Here is an 18,269-nt window from a genome sequence, read left to right on the forward strand (position 1 = left end):
ATGGCAATCCGACTCGTTACGACGGCAGCTTCCCTGAGAGCCCAGAGCCGCCTGCTTCTGACCCAAAAGGAGGGCTCATCCCTGGGACTCGTTCCCACCATGGGCGCCCTGCACGAGGGCCACGCACGGCTGGCCAGCACCGCCGTCCAACAGAACGACGTGGTGGTGGCCTCCATCTTTGTGAACCCGCTCCAGTTCGGCGACTCGGCGGACCTCGACCGCTATCCGCGCACGCTGCAGGATGATCTGGCACTGCTTGAGGCGCAGGGGGTCGACCTGGTGTTCGCCCCCTCGCTGGAGGAAATGTACCCGGACGGGCAGCCGACGGTCCGCATCACGTCCGGCCGCCTCGGCGACAAGTGGGAGGGAGCGTCCCGCCCGGGGCATTTCGACGGCGCCCTCACCGCGGTGGCGAAACTGCTGCACCTGGGGATTCCCGCCACCGGACTGCCGGGGGCGAACGCCTTCGTCACCGGCTCCGGGGGAGGCCTGCCCGCCTACCGCGCCTACTTCGGGCAGAAGGACGCCCAGCAGTTGGCCCTGGTCAGGCAGATGGTCGCGGACCTGAACTTTCCGGTGGAGGTCGTAGGGGTTCCCACGGTCCGGTCATCGGACGGGCTGGCGCTGTCCAGCCGCAACCGCTTTCTGTCTGCCGAGGAGCGCGACGCTGCGCTGGTCCTGTCGCGGGCGCTGCGCCTCCTCGAGGAGCGGGCCACCGCCCGCAAGCCACTGGAGGTCGAGTCTGCCCGTGCCCTGATCGACTCCCAGCCCCTGGTGGAGCTGGACTACTTTGACGTGGTGGATCCCCGGACCCTGGAACCGCTGGCCGAGAACTGCCGGGAGACTCCGTTCCGCGGCGAGGCGCTGGCCATCGTCGCGGCCAAGGTCGGTCCGGTGCGGCTCATCGACAACCTCCCGCTGAGTTCCTAGAGCGGGAATGTCGGGGGGCACTAGACTGTTGGAGTCTGCAGCGGCGCTGCCGCCGGCAATCCTTCCCCAACTCCCTGAGGGTCTCTCCATGTCTACTGAAGTCACGTCAAATTCCTCCGGCGAGCCCGGGCGCGAGCCTGCCGGCGGTGCCCGGACGACCATTCAGCAGACAGACGCCCCGGCGGGCCTGAAGCCCGGTGCCCCCACACCGGACGCCCACAAACTGCCGCCCGTTGGCGACAAAATGTCACGCGAGTCCGTAACGGTCATCGTCACGCTGCTCGTGGCCACCTTCGTGGTGATCCTCAACGAAACCATCATGAACGTTGCCCTGCAGCGGCTCATGGTGGACCTCCGCGTGGACGCCCCCACGGTGCAGTGGCTGTCCACCGGCTTCATGCTCACCATGGCCGTGGTGATTCCCACTACCGGCTTCATTCTTCAGCGGCTCTCCACCCGTGCCGTATTTTTGCTGGCCATGGGGCTGTTCTCCGGCGGAACCGCATTGGCGGCGCTGGCACCGGGCTTCGGAATCCTCCTGCTGGCAAGGGTCATCCAGGCAGGCGGAACCGCGATCATGCTGCCCCTGCTGATGACCACCATCCTCACCCTTGTTCCGCTGGCCCGCCGCGGCGCCGTCATGGGCAACGTCAGCATCGCCATCTCCGTGGCGCCGGCCATGGGCCCCACGGTTTCCGGGCTGATCCTCCAGCACTTCTCGTGGCGCTTCATGTTTGTCTTCGTCCTGCCGATCGCGCTGGCAGCCTTGGCGATCGGTGCCCGCTACCTGACGAACGTCGGCGAGACCGAAAAGTCCAGGCTCGACTTCCTGTCCGTGGTGCTGACCGTCCCTGCATTCGGCGGACTCGTGTACGGACTCAGCCAGATTGGCGGCGGCCATGGTGCCGGCGGCGGCCCCAGCACGGGTGCACTGGTTGCGCTGGCCCTCGGCGTCACCGGACTCGTGGCGTTCGTGCTGCGCCAGCTGCGGCTGCAGAAGGCCCAGGCGCCGCTGCTGGACCTGCGGGCCTTCAACTTCAGGATGTTCACGGTGTCGGTGCTGCTGCTGGTGGTGGCCATGATTGCCCTCTTTGGCGCCGTGATCCTGCTGCCGCTGTACCTGCAGGAGATCCGCGGCCTGAAATCCCTCGAGACCGGCCTCGCGCTGCTGCCTGGCGGACTTGCCATGGGCCTGCTCGGCCCGGTGATCGGCCGCTTGTTCGACAAGGTGGGCCCGCTTCCCCTCACCGTGACGGGTTCGTCCCTCATGGTTCTGGCGCTGTGGCAGTTCTCCATGCTCGACGCCGGCACAGCCGTGTGGTGGATTGTCACGCTGCACGTCGGGCTGAGTCTGGGACTCGCGCTGCTGTTCACCCCCGCGTTCACCACGGGACTGAACCCGCTCCCGCCGCACCTGTACTCCCACGGTTCGGCCATCATGAGCACGCTGCAGCAGGTCGCAGGCGCGGCGGGCACGGCGCTGCTGGTGTCCATCTACGCGGTGGTCGCGGCAGGCTCGGGAGCCGTTGCGGGAATGAGCGCCGCCTTCCTGACGGCGACAGTCATAGCCGTTGCCGCCATCGTCCTTTCCGCCATGATGCGAAAGACCGCCGGCGCCGAAGCAGCCCCCGTCCCCACCCACTAAGCGCTCGGGGAAATGCGCGGCGGCGGGACCAGGTTCTGGGGAAACAGGCTCAGGCGGGACCAGGCTTAGCCGGCGAAGAACTCGCTCAGCTCGGTGATGAGTTTTTCAGGAGCGCGGTTGACGCCGTCGTGGCCGAAGCCGGGGAGGATGGTGTAGCTGGATCCGGACAGGACGTCGTGGATCTGGCCGCAGGCCACTCCGAAGTACGCCGGGCTCTTCTCACCCACGATGATGAGCGTCTCAAGCGGGAGCTGAAGGAACGGCTCGGCAGGCATGTCGGCGGCAATGATCGCCTTGATCTCGCGCACCCCGGTGCGCATCATCTCGCGCTGCTGCTTGCCCATGGTGGTGCCCGCCGTGAGCTTGTTCGCCAGGGTCAGCATGGAGAGCGGCATCCGCGACGAGAAGGGACCGCCGGCCTCAAGTCCCCGCTGCAGCACCGCGAGGGCCCGGTCGTCGTCTCCCGCCGCCGTCGCGCGTTCGTATTCTGTGGTCCAGTCGGCCTTGACGCTGTGATTCACGGACACCGCGGGGTCATAGACGGCGAGGCGTTCCACCGGAAGCGTCCGGGCGGCGTGAAGAGCCACGGCCCCGCCGAAGCTGTGGCCGAAGACATCGGTGCTGGACGTGTGCTTCATGACGGCGTCGAGGTCGCGGATGTCCACGTCCAGGGTGTAATCGCCCGGCTGCTCCGAGGACGAACCGCGGCCACGGCGGTTAAAGGTGTGGACCGGGCGGCCCAGTTCCGCACTGAGTCTCTGGGCGAAACGGGTGTAGTCGGCCGCCGTGACCATGGAGGAGATGATGACCACGACGCCGGAGCCCGCCGAGGCGAGTTCCTCGCCCGTGCTGAACAGCTCAAGTGTGCCGCCGTCGGGTGTGCTGATGATCTCGCGCGTCATGCTCCGAGCCTATCGGAGGTGGCGGTCCTCTGACAGCCGGACCATGTCCGCAAGTACTGCGAGACGCCCCGCGAGCGGGCGGGTGCCTACCGGCGCCGGCGCCGCCTGCCCAGGGACTGGATGCTGCCATCCGTGCCGTTCAGGAAGCGTGCCATCCGGACGGCCAGGCGTTTCCCGGGGCGGATGGGGCCTTCGTGCAGCTGCCCCGGCACCACGGCGAACTCGATGGCCGGAACGGCTGCCGCCAGCTGGCGGCCGGTATCGGCGAAATATCCCGGGCTCCAGCCGCCGCTGAGCATGAGTGTGGGGGTGGTCAGTTCCGTGAAGTCATTGATCTCCGCGTTGGCGTCGAGCACGGCGCGCATTTCGGCGACGGCGGTAGGCAGGAGCTGCCGCATCTCGGCGCCGAGATTGGTCCGGGCAGACAGGATGCTCAGCATCCGCAGCGCCCCCAGCGGCAGGTAGGACACCGGCCCCGCGGTGGCGAGTCCCTGCACGAGGTGCGCCCAGGCGTGGTTGAGCTGGCCCTCGGTGACGGCCTGCTCCAGCTCCGGACGCCACCGGTGATCCAGGTTGCCGGACAGGGACACCGCGGCGTCGTACGTCACGAGCCGCCGGATGGGCATGCTGCGGGCTGCCTGCAGCGCCACGAATCCGCCGTAGCTGTGGGCCACCACATCCTCGGACCCGGTAGCCCGCATGACGGCGGCAAGGTCGCTGATCTCGGTGGCCGCCGAGTAGCTGTCCGGCTGCGGCGGGGATCCTGCCCGCCCGCGGCGGTTGTAGCAGTGCACGGGGCGGCTGAGCAGGAGGCTGAGCTTGCGGGCGAACGGCCGGTACAGAGCGTCGGTCACCAGGGTGCCGTGAATGACGACGACGCCGGGCACCTCCGCCGGGGGCGGGCCGCCTTTGGCGGAGATGCCGGCAGCAGTGCCGCCATCCACGATAGTTGGCCGCGCGGGCCGGAAGGAGTGCAGCTCCAGCCGGCCGCCGCCGTCGGCCGTTTCAACTGTCCAGGTCTCCACAGCCAGAGTCTATGCCCCGCCTCATCGGGAAGGTTCTGTCCGGTCGAACGCCGGAGGGCGAACTCCCGGTAAACTTGATGCTTGTGACTTCCCAAAACACCCCCGCCCCCAAGAATGCCCCAGAGCCGCTCGACGCCAGCGAGCAGATGCGCATCCGCATGGAAAAGCGCGCCAGGCTGATCGAGCGCGGCACCGAGGCGTATCCGGTGGGTGTTGAGCGGAGCCATTCGCTGAGCGAAATCCGGGAAAAGTACGCACACTTGGAAGCGGACGACACCACCGGCGACGTCGTCGGCGTGACCGGCCGCGTGGTGTTCGTCCGGAACACGGGCAAGCTGTGCTTCGCCACGCTGCAGGAAGGCGGCGTCGACGGCAAGGGCACCCGGCTGCAGGCCATGCTCAGCCTGGCCAACGTCGGCGAAGAGGCGCTCGCGGACTGGAAGGCCCTCGTTGATCTCGGCGACCATGTGTTCATCAAGGGCGAGGTCATCTCCTCCCGCCGCGGAGAGCTTTCCGTGATGGCGGAGTCCTGGTCCATGGCCTCCAAGGCGCTGCGCCCGCTGCCCGTTCTGCACGCCGAGCTGAACGAGGAGACCCGGGTCCGCCAGCGCTACGTGGACCTGATGGTGCGTGACGAAGCCCGCGAGATGGTCTACACGCGTGCCGCGATCACCCGCTCGATCCGCGAAAGCCTGCACCGCCACAGCTACGTGGAGGTGGAGACGCCCATCCTGCAGCTCGTCCACGGCGGCGCCCTGGCCCGCCCGTTCGAGACGCACATGAATGCGTTCGACCAGAAAATGACCCTGCGCATCGCCACCGAGCTGTACCTCAAGCGCGCCGTGGTGGGCGGCATCGACCGCGTGTACGACATGGGCCGCGTTTTCCGCAACGAGGGCGTCGACTCCACCCACAGCCCCGAATTCACCACGCTCGAGTGCTACGAGGCCTGGGCGGACCAGTTCGTCATGGCCGACCGGATCAAGGAGATCATCCTCGACGCCGCGGACGCGGTGGGTGCGGGCCGTATCCTGCAGACCGAGGCCGGCGAGATCAACCTCGACGGCGACTGGGCCTGGGTATCCGTATACCCCGGCCTGTCCGAGGCTGTGGGCCAGGAGATCACCCCGGAGACGCCGCTGGACGAGCTGCGCGCCGTGGCGGAGAAGCACGAGGTCAAGGTGGACCCCAAGTGGGACGCCGAGAAGCTCGCCGTGGAACTTTTCGGCGAGATCGTGGAGCCCACGCTGCTGAACCCCACGTTCGTCTACGACTACCCGCCGTCGGCCCAGCCGCTGGCCCGCCCGCACCGTGAGGACGGCCGGCTGATCGAGGCCTGGGACCTCATCATCGGCGGCATGGAGCGCGGCACCGCCTTCTCCGAACTCATCGACCCCGTCATCCAGCGCGAACGCCTCACCGAGCAGTCCCGGCACGCTGCCGCCGGTGACGTTGAAGCCATGCAGCTGGACGAGGACTTCCTGCGGGCCCTCGAGTACGGTGCGCCTCCCATGGGCGGCATCGGCCTGGGCATCGACCGCCTGGTGATGCTCTTCACCGGCGCCGGCATCCGGGAGACCATCCTGTTCCCGCTCCTGAAGCCCGAGGGCCACTGACCGTGGAGTACGTAGCCGTACTTCTGCCTTCCCTGGTGGTGGGCTTGCTCTTTTGGTTCGCCATGAAGTCGATCTTCAACGCTGACAAGGCCGAACGACAGGCCGAGGCAGAGGCGCAGGCAGAAGCCGATGCGCGCTCTGCTGCTGACGCGCGCCCCGCTCAGACTGCTGAGCCTCAGGCTGCCGGGCAGGCCGTCGAGCAGGATAAATCGCACCCGGGGGCCGTGCCGGATTCGCAGCAGGGCAACCTGCAGGCATTTCCGCCGGCAGATACTTCGGGACCTTCGGCCGAATCAGACAAATAGCCGCGGCCATTTCTTCTCCGGCATCCCCAAGGAACCAATACATGTTTTGACGCGTTGCCTTAATCGGGGAGATACTTTAGGTGGAAACATCCTGCTTATCTGATCACACGTCCCTTTCCAAAAGAGAGAATTTTGATGGCACAGAAAGTAAATATCGTCCTCGTGGACGATCTGGATGGGGGATCGGCGGACGAAACCGTCCGTTTTGGGCTCGACGGCGTCAGTTATGAAATTGACTTGTCGTCGGCCAATGCTTCAGAACTGCGCTCTGCACTGGAACGCTTTGTATCCGCCGGACGCAAGACGTCCGGCGGCCGCCCTTCCCGCACCAGGGCAAGCGGCGGACGGAGCCAGGACTCAGCGCAGATACGCCAATGGGCCAGGGACCACGGCTACACGGTTAATAGCCGGGGCCGCATCCAGGCTGAAATCCAGGAAGCGTACCAAAAGGCAAATGCCTAGATTTCTGCGGCTCTGAGCATTAATGGGCGGCGCCCCCGGTGTAATCCGGGGGCGCCGCCCTTTAATCACGCAATCCATCCGCCGAAGCCTTTATTGCGCTCGATGCCTTTGAGGAAGATTTTTCCCGGCCAGGAAACTCCTAACCCCCACGAATCTCATTGTCCCCTTGATTCACGTGAGAAGCAGGAATCGGACCTGCGGCAGAACTTTCCGGGGGAAGCATGAGGAAAGCGCCCATTAGCTCCTGTTCCCCGGGAGCTCAGCGGCGGAAATTGTGGAATGGCCTGGCAAATCCGGTCCGCGGCGGGTGCGTTTAGGACTCCGGGGCCCCGCGGCGGGCCGAAACCGTGAGTTCCTGCCCGCCTGGAGCTGCTTCCAGCGGGTGGATTGTGGCTCTGCGCAACCGGTACGGTTTCCCCTGTGGCGAACAAGCTCCCCAAGTCGCACCTCCCCCACGTAGCATCAAAGTACGTCGTAGCTAGGAGTGTGGCGAAATGTTTGAGCGATTTACGGACCGTGCCCGTCGCGTAGTTGTGCTTGCCCAAGAAGAGGCACGCATGCTGAACCACAATTACATTGGTACCGAACACATCCTCTTGGGTCTGATCCACGAGGGTGAGGGCGTTGCCGCCAAAGCTCTTGAATCCTTGAGCATTTCGCTCGACGGCGTCCGCGAGCAGGTGCAGGAGATCATCGGCCAGGGCCAGCAGGCTCCCTCGGGCCACATCCCCTTCACCCCGCGCGCAAAGAAGGTGCTGGAGCTTTCGCTGCGCGAGGCCCTGCAGCTTGGCCACAACTACATCGGCACGGAGCACATCCTGCTGGGACTCATCCGCGAGGGTGAGGGCGTTGCGGCCCAGGTGCTCGTGAAGCTCGGCGCCGACCTCAACCGGGTCCGCCAGCAGGTCATCCAGCTGCTGTCGGGATACCAGGGCAAAGAGACCACCGGTGCCGGCGTCGGCCAGGGCCAGGCCGAGGGCACTCCCGCGGGCTCCGTCGTCCTGGACCAGTTTGGCCGGAACCTCACACAGGCCGCCCGCGAGAACAAGCTGGACCCCGTGATCGGCCGCGAGCAGGAAATGGAACGCGTCATGCAGGTCCTTTCCCGCCGTACCAAGAACAACCCCGTCCTGATCGGCGAGCCCGGCGTCGGCAAGACGGCCGTCGTCGAAGGACTTGCCCAGGCGATCGTCCGCGGCGACGTTCCCGAAACCATCAAGGACAAGCAGCTGTACACGCTGGACCTCGGGTCCCTCGTGGCCGGCTCCCGTTACCGCGGTGACTTCGAAGAGCGCCTGAAGAAGGTGCTCAAGGAGATCCGTACCCGCGGGGACATCATCCTCTTCATCGACGAGATCCACACCCTCGTGGGTGCCGGTGCCGCCGAAGGCGCCATCGATGCGGCCTCGATCCTGAAGCCCATGCTGGCCCGCGGCGAGCTGCAGACCATCGGCGCCACCACGCTGGATGAGTACCGCAAGCACATTGAGAAGGATGCCGCGCTGGAGCGCCGCTTCCAGCCGATCCAGGTCAAGGAGCCTTCCGTCGCCCACGCGATCGAGATCCTCAAGGGCCTGCGTGACCGCTACGAGGCGCACCACCGCGTCACCATCACCGACGGCGCCCTCGCCTCGGCAGCGAACCTCTCCGAACGCTACATTTCGGACCGCTTCCTGCCGGACAAGGCGATCGACCTCATCGACGAAGCCGGCGCCCGCCTCCGCATCCGCCGCATGACCGCTCCGCCGGAGCTCAAGGAGATGGACGAGCGGATCTCCGAGCTGAAGATGGAGAAGGAGTCCGCGATTGACGCGCAGGACTTCGAAGGTGCTGCCGCGCTGCGCGACAAGGAGCAGAAGCTCATCACCGAGCGCTCGGAGAAGGAACGCCACTGGAAGACCGGCGGGATGGATGACATCTCCGAAGTTGACGAGGACCTGATTGCCGAAGTCCTCGCGAACTCGACCGGCATCCCGGTGTTCAAGCTGACCGAGGAAGAGTCCTCGCGCCTGCTGAAGATGGAAGACGAGCTGCACAAGCGGGTTGTCGGACAGGACGAGGCCATCAGGGCACTGTCCCAGGCCATCCGCCGCACCCGTGCGGGGCTGAAGGACCCGAAGCGCCCCGGCGGTTCGTTCATCTTCGCCGGCCCCACCGGCGTCGGCAAGACCGAGCTCGCCAAGGCCCTGGCCGAATTCCTGTTCGGTGAAGAGGACGCCCTCATCACGCTGGACATGTCCGAGTACTCCGAGAAGCACACGGTATCGCGGCTCTTCGGTGCCCCTCCGGGCTATGTCGGCTACGAAGAAGGCGGGCAGCTGACCGAGAAGGTCCGCCGCCGTCCCTTCTCCGTGGTTCTGTTCGACGAAGTGGAGAAGGCCCACGCGGACCTCTTCAACTCGCTGCTGCAGATCCTGGAAGACGGACGCCTGACCGACTCCCAGGGCCGGGTGGTGGACTTCAAGAACACCGTCATCATCATGACGACGAACCTTGGCACCCGGGACATCTCCAAGAGTGTCGCCACGGGCTTCCAGTCCGGCACGGACACCCAGACCGGGTACAACCGGATGCGTGCCCGGGTCACTGAGGAGCTCAAGCAGCACTTCCGGCCCGAGTTCCTGAACCGTGTTGACGACGTCGTGGTGTTCCCGCAGCTGACGCAGGACGAGATCATCGAGATCGTGGACATGTTCGTGACGCGCCTGGAGAAGCGGCTCAAGGACAAGGACATGGGCATCGAGCTGACCAAGGAGGCCAAGGTTCTCCTGGCCACCCGTGGCTACGATCCCGCCATGGGTGCCCGGCCGCTGCGCCGCACCATCCAGCGCGAGATCGAGGACCAGCTCTCCGAGAAGATCCTGTTCGGCGAGCTGCACCCCGGCGACATCGTGGTGGTCGACGTGGACGGCGAGGGAGACGATGCCAAGTTCACGTTCGCTGGCAACGCCAAGCCGCGTATCCCGGAGATCGCACCGAGCGCCTAGGCTCCAGCCGCACTCCAGTAGCCCCGCCCGCGCCCGAAAGGGAGCAGGCGGGGCTTCGGCGTGTACGGGCCCGGTGAGAGTGCCTGCCGGGACGTCCCACGCCTCCGCCGTAAGATGGGGCTGTGACCGACTCCTTCACCATCCGCCCCGCCCGCACCAGTGATGTGGCCTCCATCAAGAGACTCGTGGCGCCCCTGGCCGAGCAGCGGATCCTGATGGCCAAGGAGACGGTGGCCTATTACGAAAGCCTCCAGGAATTCCGCATTGCAGAGTCGGACAGCGGCGAAGTGATCGGCTGCGGCGCCCTGCACGTTATGTGGGAAGACCTCGCGGAGGTCCGCACGCTCGCCGCCTCCGACGGCTGGCGTGGCAGGGGGGTGGGCCACGCCCTGGTGGAAAGCCTCCTCGAGGAAGCCGCAGCCATCGGCGTCTCGCGCGTGTTCTGCCTGACGTTCGAGGTGGACTTCTTCAAGCGGCACGGCTTCGAGGTGATGGCTGATCAGTCGGCAGTGGATCCGCAGGTCTACTCGGAACTGCTGCGCTCCCATGACGAAGGCGTGGCCGAGTTCCTGGATCTCGCGCGGGTCAAGCCGAACACGCTCGGCAACACGCGGATGATCAAGATCCTGTAGGCACCGACTGTCCTGCAGCAATGCGGGGCCAGTAGCTCCATGCCCGGGCTGCCCCTTTGGGGGCGGCCCGGGCTTTCCTATGCACCAATGTTCCGCGGATTCTAGAATCGTATAACTCAAGACCGTGCAGGCATTCCTTGACCACCCGGGCACGGACCTCATCTGCATCGGCGGCCGCGTCGACTCCGACAACCAGTCAACGATCGGGCGGCTTGCCGCTCTCACACTGCAGGAACTGTCCCTGGACATTGCTTTCCTCTCCTGCAGTTCCTGGGACGGCCGGCATGGAATAACGATGCTGGTGGAGGCGAAAATCGAAGCCAAACGGGCAGCGCACGAGACTGCGACCTCCACGGTGCTGATGGCCTCCAGCGGCAAGTACGGCAGCTTTGCGAAATACCGCGTGCTGCGCCTGCAGGAGCTCGACGTGTTTATCACCGACGACGGATTCGCTGCGGACGACCTCACGGATCTCCGGGCTGATGGAACAGAAGTCATCCGTGCCGCCGGCGAGGCGGCCGACAATCCTGCCACGGCCCCTGGGATGCTCCTGGGGAAATAGCCGGGTTCCACTTCCAACCCTTCCAGCCCTTCCAGCCCTTCCTTTTTGTACACTTGCTGGATAAAATGTTTGGGGAGCGGAAGGGACAGTTTTTGGGGGCTGGCCCTTCCGCCGTTCCCGCCGCTATCGGCGCAACCGGGGACCTGCGGCGGCAACTACCGCCAGGCGGGAGCCGGTAGTAGGGTCAAAGCACATCCTGATCGATGTCCAAGACGAAGCACCGAGAGCCCCCAGGAGCCCGGCCTTGAAAAAGCTCATCAATGACCCGCGCGCTGTGGTGGACGAATCAGTGGAGGGATTTGGGCTTGCCCATGCCGACCTTGTGACCGTTCATCCAGACCCGAAGTATGTGACCCGGCGGGATGCTCCCGTCGCGGGAAAAGTGGGCCTCGTCTCCGGCGGCGGAAGCGGGCATGAACCGCTTCATGCGGGCTTTGTCGGGCTGGGAATGCTCGACGCTGCCGTGCCCGGCGCCGTCTTTACCTCGCCGACGCCCGATCAGATCATCCCGGCCACGCTCGCGGTCAACTCGGGCGCAGGGGTGGTCCATATCGTCAAGAACTACACGGGTGACGTCCTGAACTTTGAGACCGCAGCCGAGATGGCCCAGGCGGAAGGAGTTGACGTCCGTACTGTGCTGGTCAATGACGACGTCGCTGTCGAGGACTCCCTCTATACGGCCGGCCGCAGGGGAGTGGGCGGCACGGTGCTGGTCGAGAAGATCGCCGGCGCCGCTGCCGAGCGGGGCGATGACCTTGACGCCGTTGCCGCCGTCGGGAACCGGGTGAACCAGAACGTCCGGACCATGGGCGTGGCCCTCTCGGCCTGCACTGTGCCGCACGCCGGATCGCCCAGTTTCGACCTCGAGGACAATGAAATGGAGATCGGCATCGGTATCCATGGTGAACCCGGCCGGCACCGGATTGCCATGGAGGCCGCGGATGCCATCACCGACCGCCTGCTGGAACCGATTCTGGGCGACCTCGGCGTCGCCTCCGGGGACAAGGTGCTCCTGTTCGTCAACGGCATGGGCGGCACACCGCTGAGCGAGCTCTATATCGTGTACCGCCGGGCAGCCCAGGTTCTTACCGACAGGGGCGCCAAGGTGGAGCGTTCGCTCGTGGGTGACTACATCACCTCGCTCGAAATGCAGGGCTGCTCCATTTCGGTCCTCCGGCTGGACGACGAACTCACCGCCCTGTGGGATGCGCCCGTCCACACCGCTGCCCTGCGATGGGGGGTATAACGTGGGGCTCGACGTCACGTGGGCCGTCAAATGGCTGACGCTGTCCGCACAGGCCATGGCTGAGCACCGCGTGGAGCTCATTGAACTGGACAGGGCAATCGGGGATTCCGACCACGGGGAGAACATGGACCGCGGCTTCCAGGCTGTCCTGGACAAATTGGCCGAAACCCCGCCGGACACCCCCGGGGCTGCGCTCAAGCTGACCGCCATGGCCCTGATGTCCAAGGTGGGCGGTGCCGCCGGCCCCCTCTACGGCACGGCGTTCCTGCGGGCGGCGACGGCACTCGGCGATGCGGCCTACATCGATGCTCCGACGCTGGCGGCGGCGCTGGCCGCCGCGCGGGACGGCATCGTCGCCCGGGGGAAGGCCGAGTCCGGCGACAAGACCATGGTGGATGCCTGGACCCCGGCCGTCGAGGCGGCCCTGGCGGCAGCAGCTGACGGCGACACGCTGTCGGTCCTGATCGCGGCGGCAGAGGCAGCAGAGGCTGGCGCTGTGGCCACGGATCCGCTCGTGGCCCGCAAGGGACGTGCAAGCTATCTCGGGGAGAGAAGCGCCGGGCACCGTGACCCCGGCGCGGCGTCCAGCGCCCTGATCCTACGGGCGGCGGCCGGAGCCGCGGCGTGACGGTGCGGATCGTTGTGGTTTCCCACAGTGACAAGATCGCCGAGGGAGCAGTGGAACTTGCGGCTCAGATGGCGCCGGACGTGACGATGCTGCCGGCCGGCGGCACGTCGGACGGACGCATCGGCACCAGCCTGGAGAAGGTGATGGCCGCACTCGAGGCGGCATCCGGAGGCGATGGCGTCGTGGTGCTTACCGACTTGGGATCCGCGGTGATGACGGCCGAATCGGCCCTGGAATTTGCCGATGATGCCGCCACGGTTCTTCTGGCGGATGCACCGGTGGTGGAGGGCCTCGTCGCGGCGGCCGTGGCGGCCCAAGGCGGCGCCAGCGTGTACGCTGTCCGGCGGGCGGCCGAGGCCGCCCGCGGCTACCCGGCCCCCGGCCCGAAGGAGGAGCACGGCCCGAAGGAGGGGCACGCCCCGAAGGAGGAGCACGGCCTGAAGGAGGAGCACGCCCAGGCCGGAGCTCACCCCGGCGGCCCGGGGCTGCCGGATGCTGCCGTCCCGGGACAAGGTGCTGGCATCATTGCTGCTGACGGCCACCCGCGGCCGGACGCGACCGGCGACTTCGAGCTCATCAACCTGGCGGGCATGCATGCCCGGCCGGCGGCCAAGATCGCCGGAGGCCTGGCCGGAATGGACGTTGAGGTCACGGTGAACGGTGTGGACGGGGCCTCGATGACCGGGCTCATGACCCTCGGGGCAGGCAAGGGCACGGTCCTGCATGTCGAGGCGTCCGGTCCGGATGCCGAACGCGCGGTCGAATACGTGGGCGGTCTGGTCAGAACGGGCTTTGGGGAGCCCTGACGGCCGGACCGCTGCATCCCGGTGGGTCTGGCAGGCTAACGGTCCGGCCGGAGCCCGGCCTCATCCAGCACCACGGAAGCGGAGATAAACCGCCCGCAGGGCTCGCCGAACGGGTAGTCGCCCCTCGGAGTGAAGCGCAGCGTGCGCATTGGCAGGGGACTTCCGTCGATGGAAGTTCCCGTGGTCGTCACGTCCATCGGCGACTCCGTCAAGGTATCCAGCATGAGCATTGCCCGCTTGGTCCCGTCCGGGGATGCCGTGGCTGAGCAGACGCGGTCGTGTCCGCTGCCGCCGGACTCCGGCATGCCGGGCTCAGGAACACTTTGGTTTGGGACGCCGGGCTCAGGAACGCCTTGCCCCGGGTCGACTTGTCCTGGAACGCCTGACTTCGGGATGCCGGGCTCAGGAACGTACGGCTTCGGAACGTACGGCACACAGCCCTGGTCCACCGAAATGCTGCCCGGCACCAGCTCCAGGTCAGCTTCCCTGCATATTCCGTCCTGGCACGCCTTGAGGTGGAGGGCCTTCACTGCCGGGGCGTAGCTGGCCGCCACCGTCACTGACACCCCTGACGCCTGGGCAATTGCCGGGCACGCCACTTGGAACATGTGGCATCCGGAGAGAAGCACCGTCGTCGCAATTGTGGCTAAAAGTACCCCTGGCTTGCCCATAATTTAGGGTAGTTCCGGGGCCGTGCAGGCGGTCCTCCCCGGCCGAAAGTGGTGCAGACATCGTTATGGCCGGCAGTCAGTGACTCCCGAAATGTGACCGTTTTCCCGGCAATCCGGCTGCCGGGAAAAGCCCGCTATCCAGGCAGCCGATACCCGCCCTGATGCAGCTCTGCCAGGCCGTCCTTCAGCAGCCCGGCCAGTGCCCGTTCGAGCTGCTCCGGCGCCGGGTTCAGCCTGTGCAGGGAGGCGAGCGGGATCCCCATTCCCGCTGGCTCGAAGCCGAGGTCGGCGGGTGCCCGCTGCAGCATCTCGGCGGGCACGGGGGTGTCTGCCAGCCGCAGGACGGCCATCACGGCTCCGCGGACCTGCCGGTCCGTGCCGTGCCAGGCCTGCCCCTTCGGCGTGTACGACGGCGGCGGCGCGCCGGCCGCCCGCCACGCGCACTTTTCGCGCACCGGGCATGCAGAACACTTTGGCGCTCGCGCCGTGCAGACCAAGGCACCCAGCTCCATGACCGAAGCGTTCCAGCGGACGGAAGTTCCGGCGTCGTCCGGCAACAGCCGTGCCGCAAGACGCATCTCGGCGGCCGTCAGGGCCGGCGACGGCAGTGCCGTTCCTGAAAAGAGGCGGGCATGGACGCGCCTGATGTTGGTGTCCACCACGGTCTCGCGCCGGCCGAAGGCAAAGGCAGCGACGGCGGCAGCCGTGTAGCTGCCCACGCCGGGAAGGGCGAGCAGGTCGGCGTAGTCGGCCGGCACCTTTCCGCCGTGATCCTGTCCAATGGCTGCGGCTGCGGCGTGGAGCCGGAGGGCGCGGCGGGGGTAACCGAGGCGGCCCCAGGCGCGGACGGCCTCCCCGGCAGGTTCGCTGGCAAGATCAGCGGGTTCAGGCCAGCGGCGGAGCCATTCTTCCCAGACGGGCAGAACCCGCACCACCGGAGTCTGCTGGAGCATGATTTCGCTGACGAGGACGCCCCAGGGCGAGCAGTCCGGAAGGCGCCACGGCAGGTCACGGGCTTCGGCCGCGAACCAGCCCAGCACGGACTCGTGGATGTCGGTCAGCTCCGGGCGGGCACCCGCGGGTGCGGCGGAGTCATCAGTAGTGGTTTTGATGCCAATACTGTAGTTGAAATCCCGGCCGGTGAAGTCCGGCCGCTGCGGTCAGCTGGCCTCTTGTTGCAGGTCCGGGGTGGTTTCCACCCTCGGGCGGAGGCGCTTGACATGTCCGTGGACGGTTTCGCCGCCGCGGCCGTTCGCAGGCGGTACGGCGAGGGTAACCACGAAGCTGGCCCCGTCCGGATCCACAGACCGGATGGTCAGGCTCCGCGTTCCCTCGGGGATGGACGGCGAGAAGAACTGCAGTTGCCGGGACGCTACCGTGGCGACCTCGTCCAGCTTGTACTCGGTACCGAAATGGTCCTGGACGACGATGTCCGGGGTTTGCGGTTCGGTTCCGTTGGTTGACGCCAAATGCAGGTTCACCACGATGCCGGTATTCCAGATTTCCACTGCCAGCACAGTGAACTCCGCTCCCTGGCTCTGATGCTTTCCAAACGTCAGGGGCAGTACGACGCGTTCAAGGTGACCGCCAGACACATGATCTACCATCAGTGGTCCTCTCCTACTCGACCCCGATAAGTGGTAACCGGGATTCAATTTTAGTAAGCCAAGCTGATAGTTGTCACTGAAAATTGGGCAACGAATTGGACATGGTTAATCCATGGTCGGCGTGGTGGTGCAGGGGAACACAAGCCATTCCCTAGCCTAGGAACAACGCAAACACAATGGGGAACGAAGCAGTGAAAACACCGTCAGGAAAACCGCCTTCAGGTAAGACGCAGTCTGGTAAACCGCCTTCAGGCAAGGCACAGCCAGGTAAGAAGCCGGCCGGCAGGAACGCATCCAACGGTGCAGGCCAGCCCCGCGCAGGCCAGCCCAGCTCAGGCCAGCACGGTGCCGTCCGCAGGCCGAGCGCCGCCGTCTACCGCCGCCGTCGGCAGTTTGCCGGGGGAGCGCTGCTGCTGGTTGTGGGCCTGACGGCCGGCGGCATTGCCACGGTATCCGGCGCGCTGAACCCCTCAAGCGAGCAGGCTTCCTCCACCGGAACGGGCGGCTCAGCCAACCCCAGCGGCCAGCCTTCGCCCTCGGCGACTCCCTCCGCCACGGCGTCGGCCTCACCCACGTGCGACCAGAAACTCGTGACCGTCACGGCGGGCACGAACAAAGCCGCGTACGGTCCGGATGAGAAGCCGGTGCTCACGCTCAAAGTGGCCAACGGCGGGAAGCTCCCGTGCAAGGTGAACATCGGAACCTCGCAGATGGAGTTCCTGGTGACGAGCGGTTCGGACCGGGTCTTCTCGTCGAAGGACTGCCAGGCCGAGAGCGACGACCTCGTCAGGACGATCGCCCCCGGCAAGAGCGAAACGGCCAACTTTCCCTGGCCGCGCAACCGATCTGTGCAGGGCTGCGAGGAGATCCCGGACGGGGTGGGCGCGGGTTACTACGTGTTCATCGCCAAACTCGGCCCCAAAGTGAGCCCGCCGGCCGTCTTCCAGCTGAGCTGACGCCACCCACAATCGATTGCTCCGTAACTGCCCTTATGGCGGCCCAAAAGGGCAGTTACGGAGCAATCGATGGGAAGACTAGAGGAAGCGGTCCAGCAGGCTGGCCTCGGCCATCCGGCTGAGGCCTTCGCGGACTGTGCGGGCGCGCTGGTCGCCGATGCCGTCAACGGTCATGAGATCGTCGATGGTGGCGGCCATCAGGTGCTGCAGCCCTCCGAAGTGGTCCACAAGCCGGTCCGCTACAGCCTTGGGCACAGCCTTGAGCCCGGACAGCAGGCGGTAGCCACGCGGCTGCACCACGGCGTCCAGCGTTTCCACGCCGCCTGCGAAGCCGATGATTCCGGCGATCTTGCTGAGGTCGATCAGTTCGGTGGGGCCAAGGCTGAGGAGCGCGTTGACGGCGCCGTCGATGTCCTCGGGAGAGGCGTTGGGCCCGGCATAGTCGCGGATGATGATGTCGCTGCCGGGGCCCCGGCCCACCGTGAGCTCGTCCAGTTGCAGGGACAGGAGCCGGCCGTCCTCGCCGAGCTCCAGCACGTACTGGGAGATTTCTTCGGAAATACGGCGCACCATCTCCTGCCGCTGCAGGGTGACAGCCACATCCCTGACGGTGACCATGGCCTCGATTTCCAGGGCCGACAGCGAGCTGGTGACCTGGTCCAGCCGGGAGCGGTAGCGTTCCAGCGTTGCGAGGGCCTGGTTGGCGCGGGCCAGCACCTTCTCCGAGCCTTCGAGCACGTGCCGCAGCCCGTTCACGTAGAGCGCGATGATCTGCATGGACTGGCTCACGGAGATCACCGGGACGCCGGTCTGGATGGCCACCCGCTCCGCGGTCCGGTGCCGGGTGCCGGATTCCTGGGTTTCGATGCTCGGGTCCGGGACCAGCTGAACGGCGGCGCGGAGGATGTTGCCGGCGTCCTTGTCGCAGATGATGGCACCGTCCATTTTGGCCAGCTCGCGCAGCCTCGTGGGGGAGAAGTCGATGCCGATGTCGAAGCCGCCCGAACAGATCGAGTCGATGGTCCGGTCCGAGCCCAGGACGATGAGTGCGCCGGTGCGGCCGCGGAGAATGCGTTCCAGCCCGTCCCGCAGGGCGGTTCCCGGGGCCACCCTCCCCAAAGTCGCTTTCAGCGATTCTTCAGGGCTGCGAGGCATTAGACATTCCCTTCAAAGGTGCAGGTGGGGCCTGCAGGTATGCCGGTTTTCAGGAGTCCGCCGGCAGGATCAAAAAGTACTCGGTTTCCCGCAGGCACCATCCTAGACGTAGATTACCCCAACAACCGCAGGAA

Annotated in this window: 18 protein-coding genes; 12 read left to right on the forward strand and 6 right to left on the reverse strand. The window is 66.3% G+C overall.

The features are described 5' to 3' along the window. Both AC6CH3_RS02830 and AC6CH3_RS02835 read left to right on the forward strand, forming a co-directional pair. Window positions 1-930 carry a 4-phosphopantoate--beta-alanine ligase gene (locus AC6CH3_RS02830; protein WP_498131012.1) on the forward strand — a complete coding sequence of 310 codons (930 nt, stop codon included), beginning with the start codon at window positions 1-3 and terminating at the stop codon, window positions 928-930. 88 nt (window positions 931-1,018) lie between these two features. Then, the gene (locus tag AC6CH3_RS02835; RefSeq protein ID WP_498131013.1) at window positions 1,019-2,575 is read left to right on the forward strand and encodes an MDR family MFS transporter; all 1,557 of its coding nucleotides are present in this window, start codon (window positions 1,019-1,021) and stop codon (window positions 2,573-2,575) included. A 65-nt stretch (window positions 2,576-2,640) separates the two neighbouring features. Here AC6CH3_RS02835 and AC6CH3_RS02840 read toward each other — a convergent pair whose 3' ends face one another. Next, window positions 2,641-3,477 carry an alpha/beta fold hydrolase gene (locus tag AC6CH3_RS02840; protein WP_498131014.1) on the reverse strand — a complete coding sequence of 279 codons (837 nt, stop codon included), beginning with the start codon at window positions 3,475-3,477 and terminating at the stop codon, window positions 2,641-2,643. A gap of 86 nt (window positions 3,478-3,563) precedes the next feature. Then, window positions 3,564-4,502, reverse strand: coding sequence for an alpha/beta fold hydrolase (locus AC6CH3_RS02845; protein ID WP_498131015.1), 939 nt, complete (start codon window positions 4,500-4,502; stop codon window positions 3,564-3,566). Window positions 4,503-4,579: 77 nt separating this feature from the next. Between AC6CH3_RS02845 and lysS the strand changes: the two genes are divergently transcribed. The 9 genes from lysS to dhaM all read left to right on the forward strand — a co-directional run bounded on the left by lysS (window position 4,580) and on the right by dhaM (window position 13,746). Next, on the forward strand, window positions 4,580-6,118 hold the full coding sequence (lysS, locus tag AC6CH3_RS02850; RefSeq protein ID WP_498131016.1) for a lysine--tRNA ligase: 1,539 nt from the start codon (window positions 4,580-4,582) through the stop codon (window positions 6,116-6,118). Between the two features lie 2 nt (window positions 6,119-6,120). Further along, on the forward strand, window positions 6,121-6,423 hold the full coding sequence (locus AC6CH3_RS02855) for a hypothetical protein (protein ID WP_498131146.1): 303 nt from the start codon (window positions 6,121-6,123) through the stop codon (window positions 6,421-6,423). Window positions 6,424-6,558: 135 nt separating this feature from the next. Further along, a complete protein-coding gene (locus AC6CH3_RS02860) occupies window positions 6,559-6,885 on the forward strand; it encodes a histone-like nucleoid-structuring protein Lsr2 (RefSeq protein WP_498131017.1) in 327 nt (108 codons plus the stop codon). A 494-nt stretch (window positions 6,886-7,379) separates the two neighbouring features. Beyond that, window positions 7,380-9,872 carry an AAA family ATPase gene (locus tag AC6CH3_RS02865; RefSeq protein ID WP_494033476.1) on the forward strand — a complete coding sequence of 831 codons (2,493 nt, stop codon included), beginning with the start codon at window positions 7,380-7,382 and terminating at the stop codon, window positions 9,870-9,872. 122 nt (window positions 9,873-9,994) lie between these two features. After that, window positions 9,995-10,504 carry an amino-acid N-acetyltransferase gene (locus tag AC6CH3_RS02870; protein ID WP_498131018.1) on the forward strand — a complete coding sequence of 170 codons (510 nt, stop codon included), beginning with the start codon at window positions 9,995-9,997 and terminating at the stop codon, window positions 10,502-10,504. Between the two features lie 124 nt (window positions 10,505-10,628). Further along, the gene (locus tag AC6CH3_RS02875; RefSeq protein ID WP_498131019.1) at window positions 10,629-11,066 is read left to right on the forward strand and encodes a DeoR/GlpR family DNA-binding transcription regulator; all 438 of its coding nucleotides are present in this window, start codon (window positions 10,629-10,631) and stop codon (window positions 11,064-11,066) included. Window positions 11,067-11,310: 244 nt separating this feature from the next. Next, on the forward strand, window positions 11,311-12,312 hold the full coding sequence (dhaK, locus tag AC6CH3_RS02880; RefSeq protein WP_498131020.1) for a dihydroxyacetone kinase subunit DhaK: 1,002 nt from the start codon (window positions 11,311-11,313) through the stop codon (window positions 12,310-12,312). 1 nt (window position 12,313) lies between these two features. Next, entirely contained in the window at window positions 12,314-12,940 is a 627-nt protein-coding gene (gene dhaL / locus AC6CH3_RS02885; RefSeq protein ID WP_498131021.1) for a dihydroxyacetone kinase subunit DhaL, read from the forward strand. After that, complete coding sequence (dhaM, locus tag AC6CH3_RS02890; RefSeq protein WP_498131022.1) at window positions 12,937-13,746, forward strand: dihydroxyacetone kinase phosphoryl donor subunit DhaM; 810 nt, start codon at window positions 12,937-12,939, stop codon at window positions 13,744-13,746. Before dhaL ends, dhaM begins: the two co-directional genes overlap by 4 nt. Before the next feature lie 35 nt (window positions 13,747-13,781). Here the strand turns inward: dhaM and AC6CH3_RS02895 are convergent, their stop codons facing one another. From AC6CH3_RS02895 to AC6CH3_RS02905, 3 genes are all read right to left on the reverse strand, one after another. Next, a complete protein-coding gene (locus AC6CH3_RS02895; RefSeq protein WP_498131023.1) occupies window positions 13,782-14,354 on the reverse strand; it encodes a hypothetical protein in 573 nt (190 codons plus the stop codon). A gap of 197 nt (window positions 14,355-14,551) precedes the next feature. Then, entirely contained in the window at window positions 14,552-15,457 is a 906-nt protein-coding gene (locus tag AC6CH3_RS02900; protein ID WP_498131024.1) for an A/G-specific adenine glycosylase, read from the reverse strand. A gap of 120 nt (window positions 15,458-15,577) precedes the next feature. Further along, window positions 15,578-16,024: a hypothetical protein gene (locus AC6CH3_RS02905; RefSeq protein WP_498131025.1), complete on the reverse strand. Its 447-nt coding sequence runs from the start codon at window positions 16,022-16,024 to the stop codon at window positions 15,578-15,580. 176 nt (window positions 16,025-16,200) lie between these two features. Here AC6CH3_RS02905 and AC6CH3_RS02910 point away from each other — a divergent pair, with 176 nt between their 5' ends. After that, on the forward strand, window positions 16,201-16,980 hold the full coding sequence (locus AC6CH3_RS02910) for a hypothetical protein (RefSeq protein ID WP_498131026.1): 780 nt from the start codon (window positions 16,201-16,203) through the stop codon (window positions 16,978-16,980). 78 nt (window positions 16,981-17,058) lie between these two features. Here AC6CH3_RS02910 and disA read toward each other — a convergent pair whose 3' ends face one another. After that, window positions 17,059-18,135, reverse strand: a complete 1,077-nt coding sequence (gene disA, locus AC6CH3_RS02915) for a DNA integrity scanning diadenylate cyclase DisA (RefSeq protein WP_400577367.1) — start codon at window positions 18,133-18,135, stop codon at window positions 17,059-17,061. Window positions 18,136-18,269: the final 134 nt, after the last annotated feature.

It is taken from the genome of Arthrobacter sp. GQ119 (assembly GCF_059759125.1).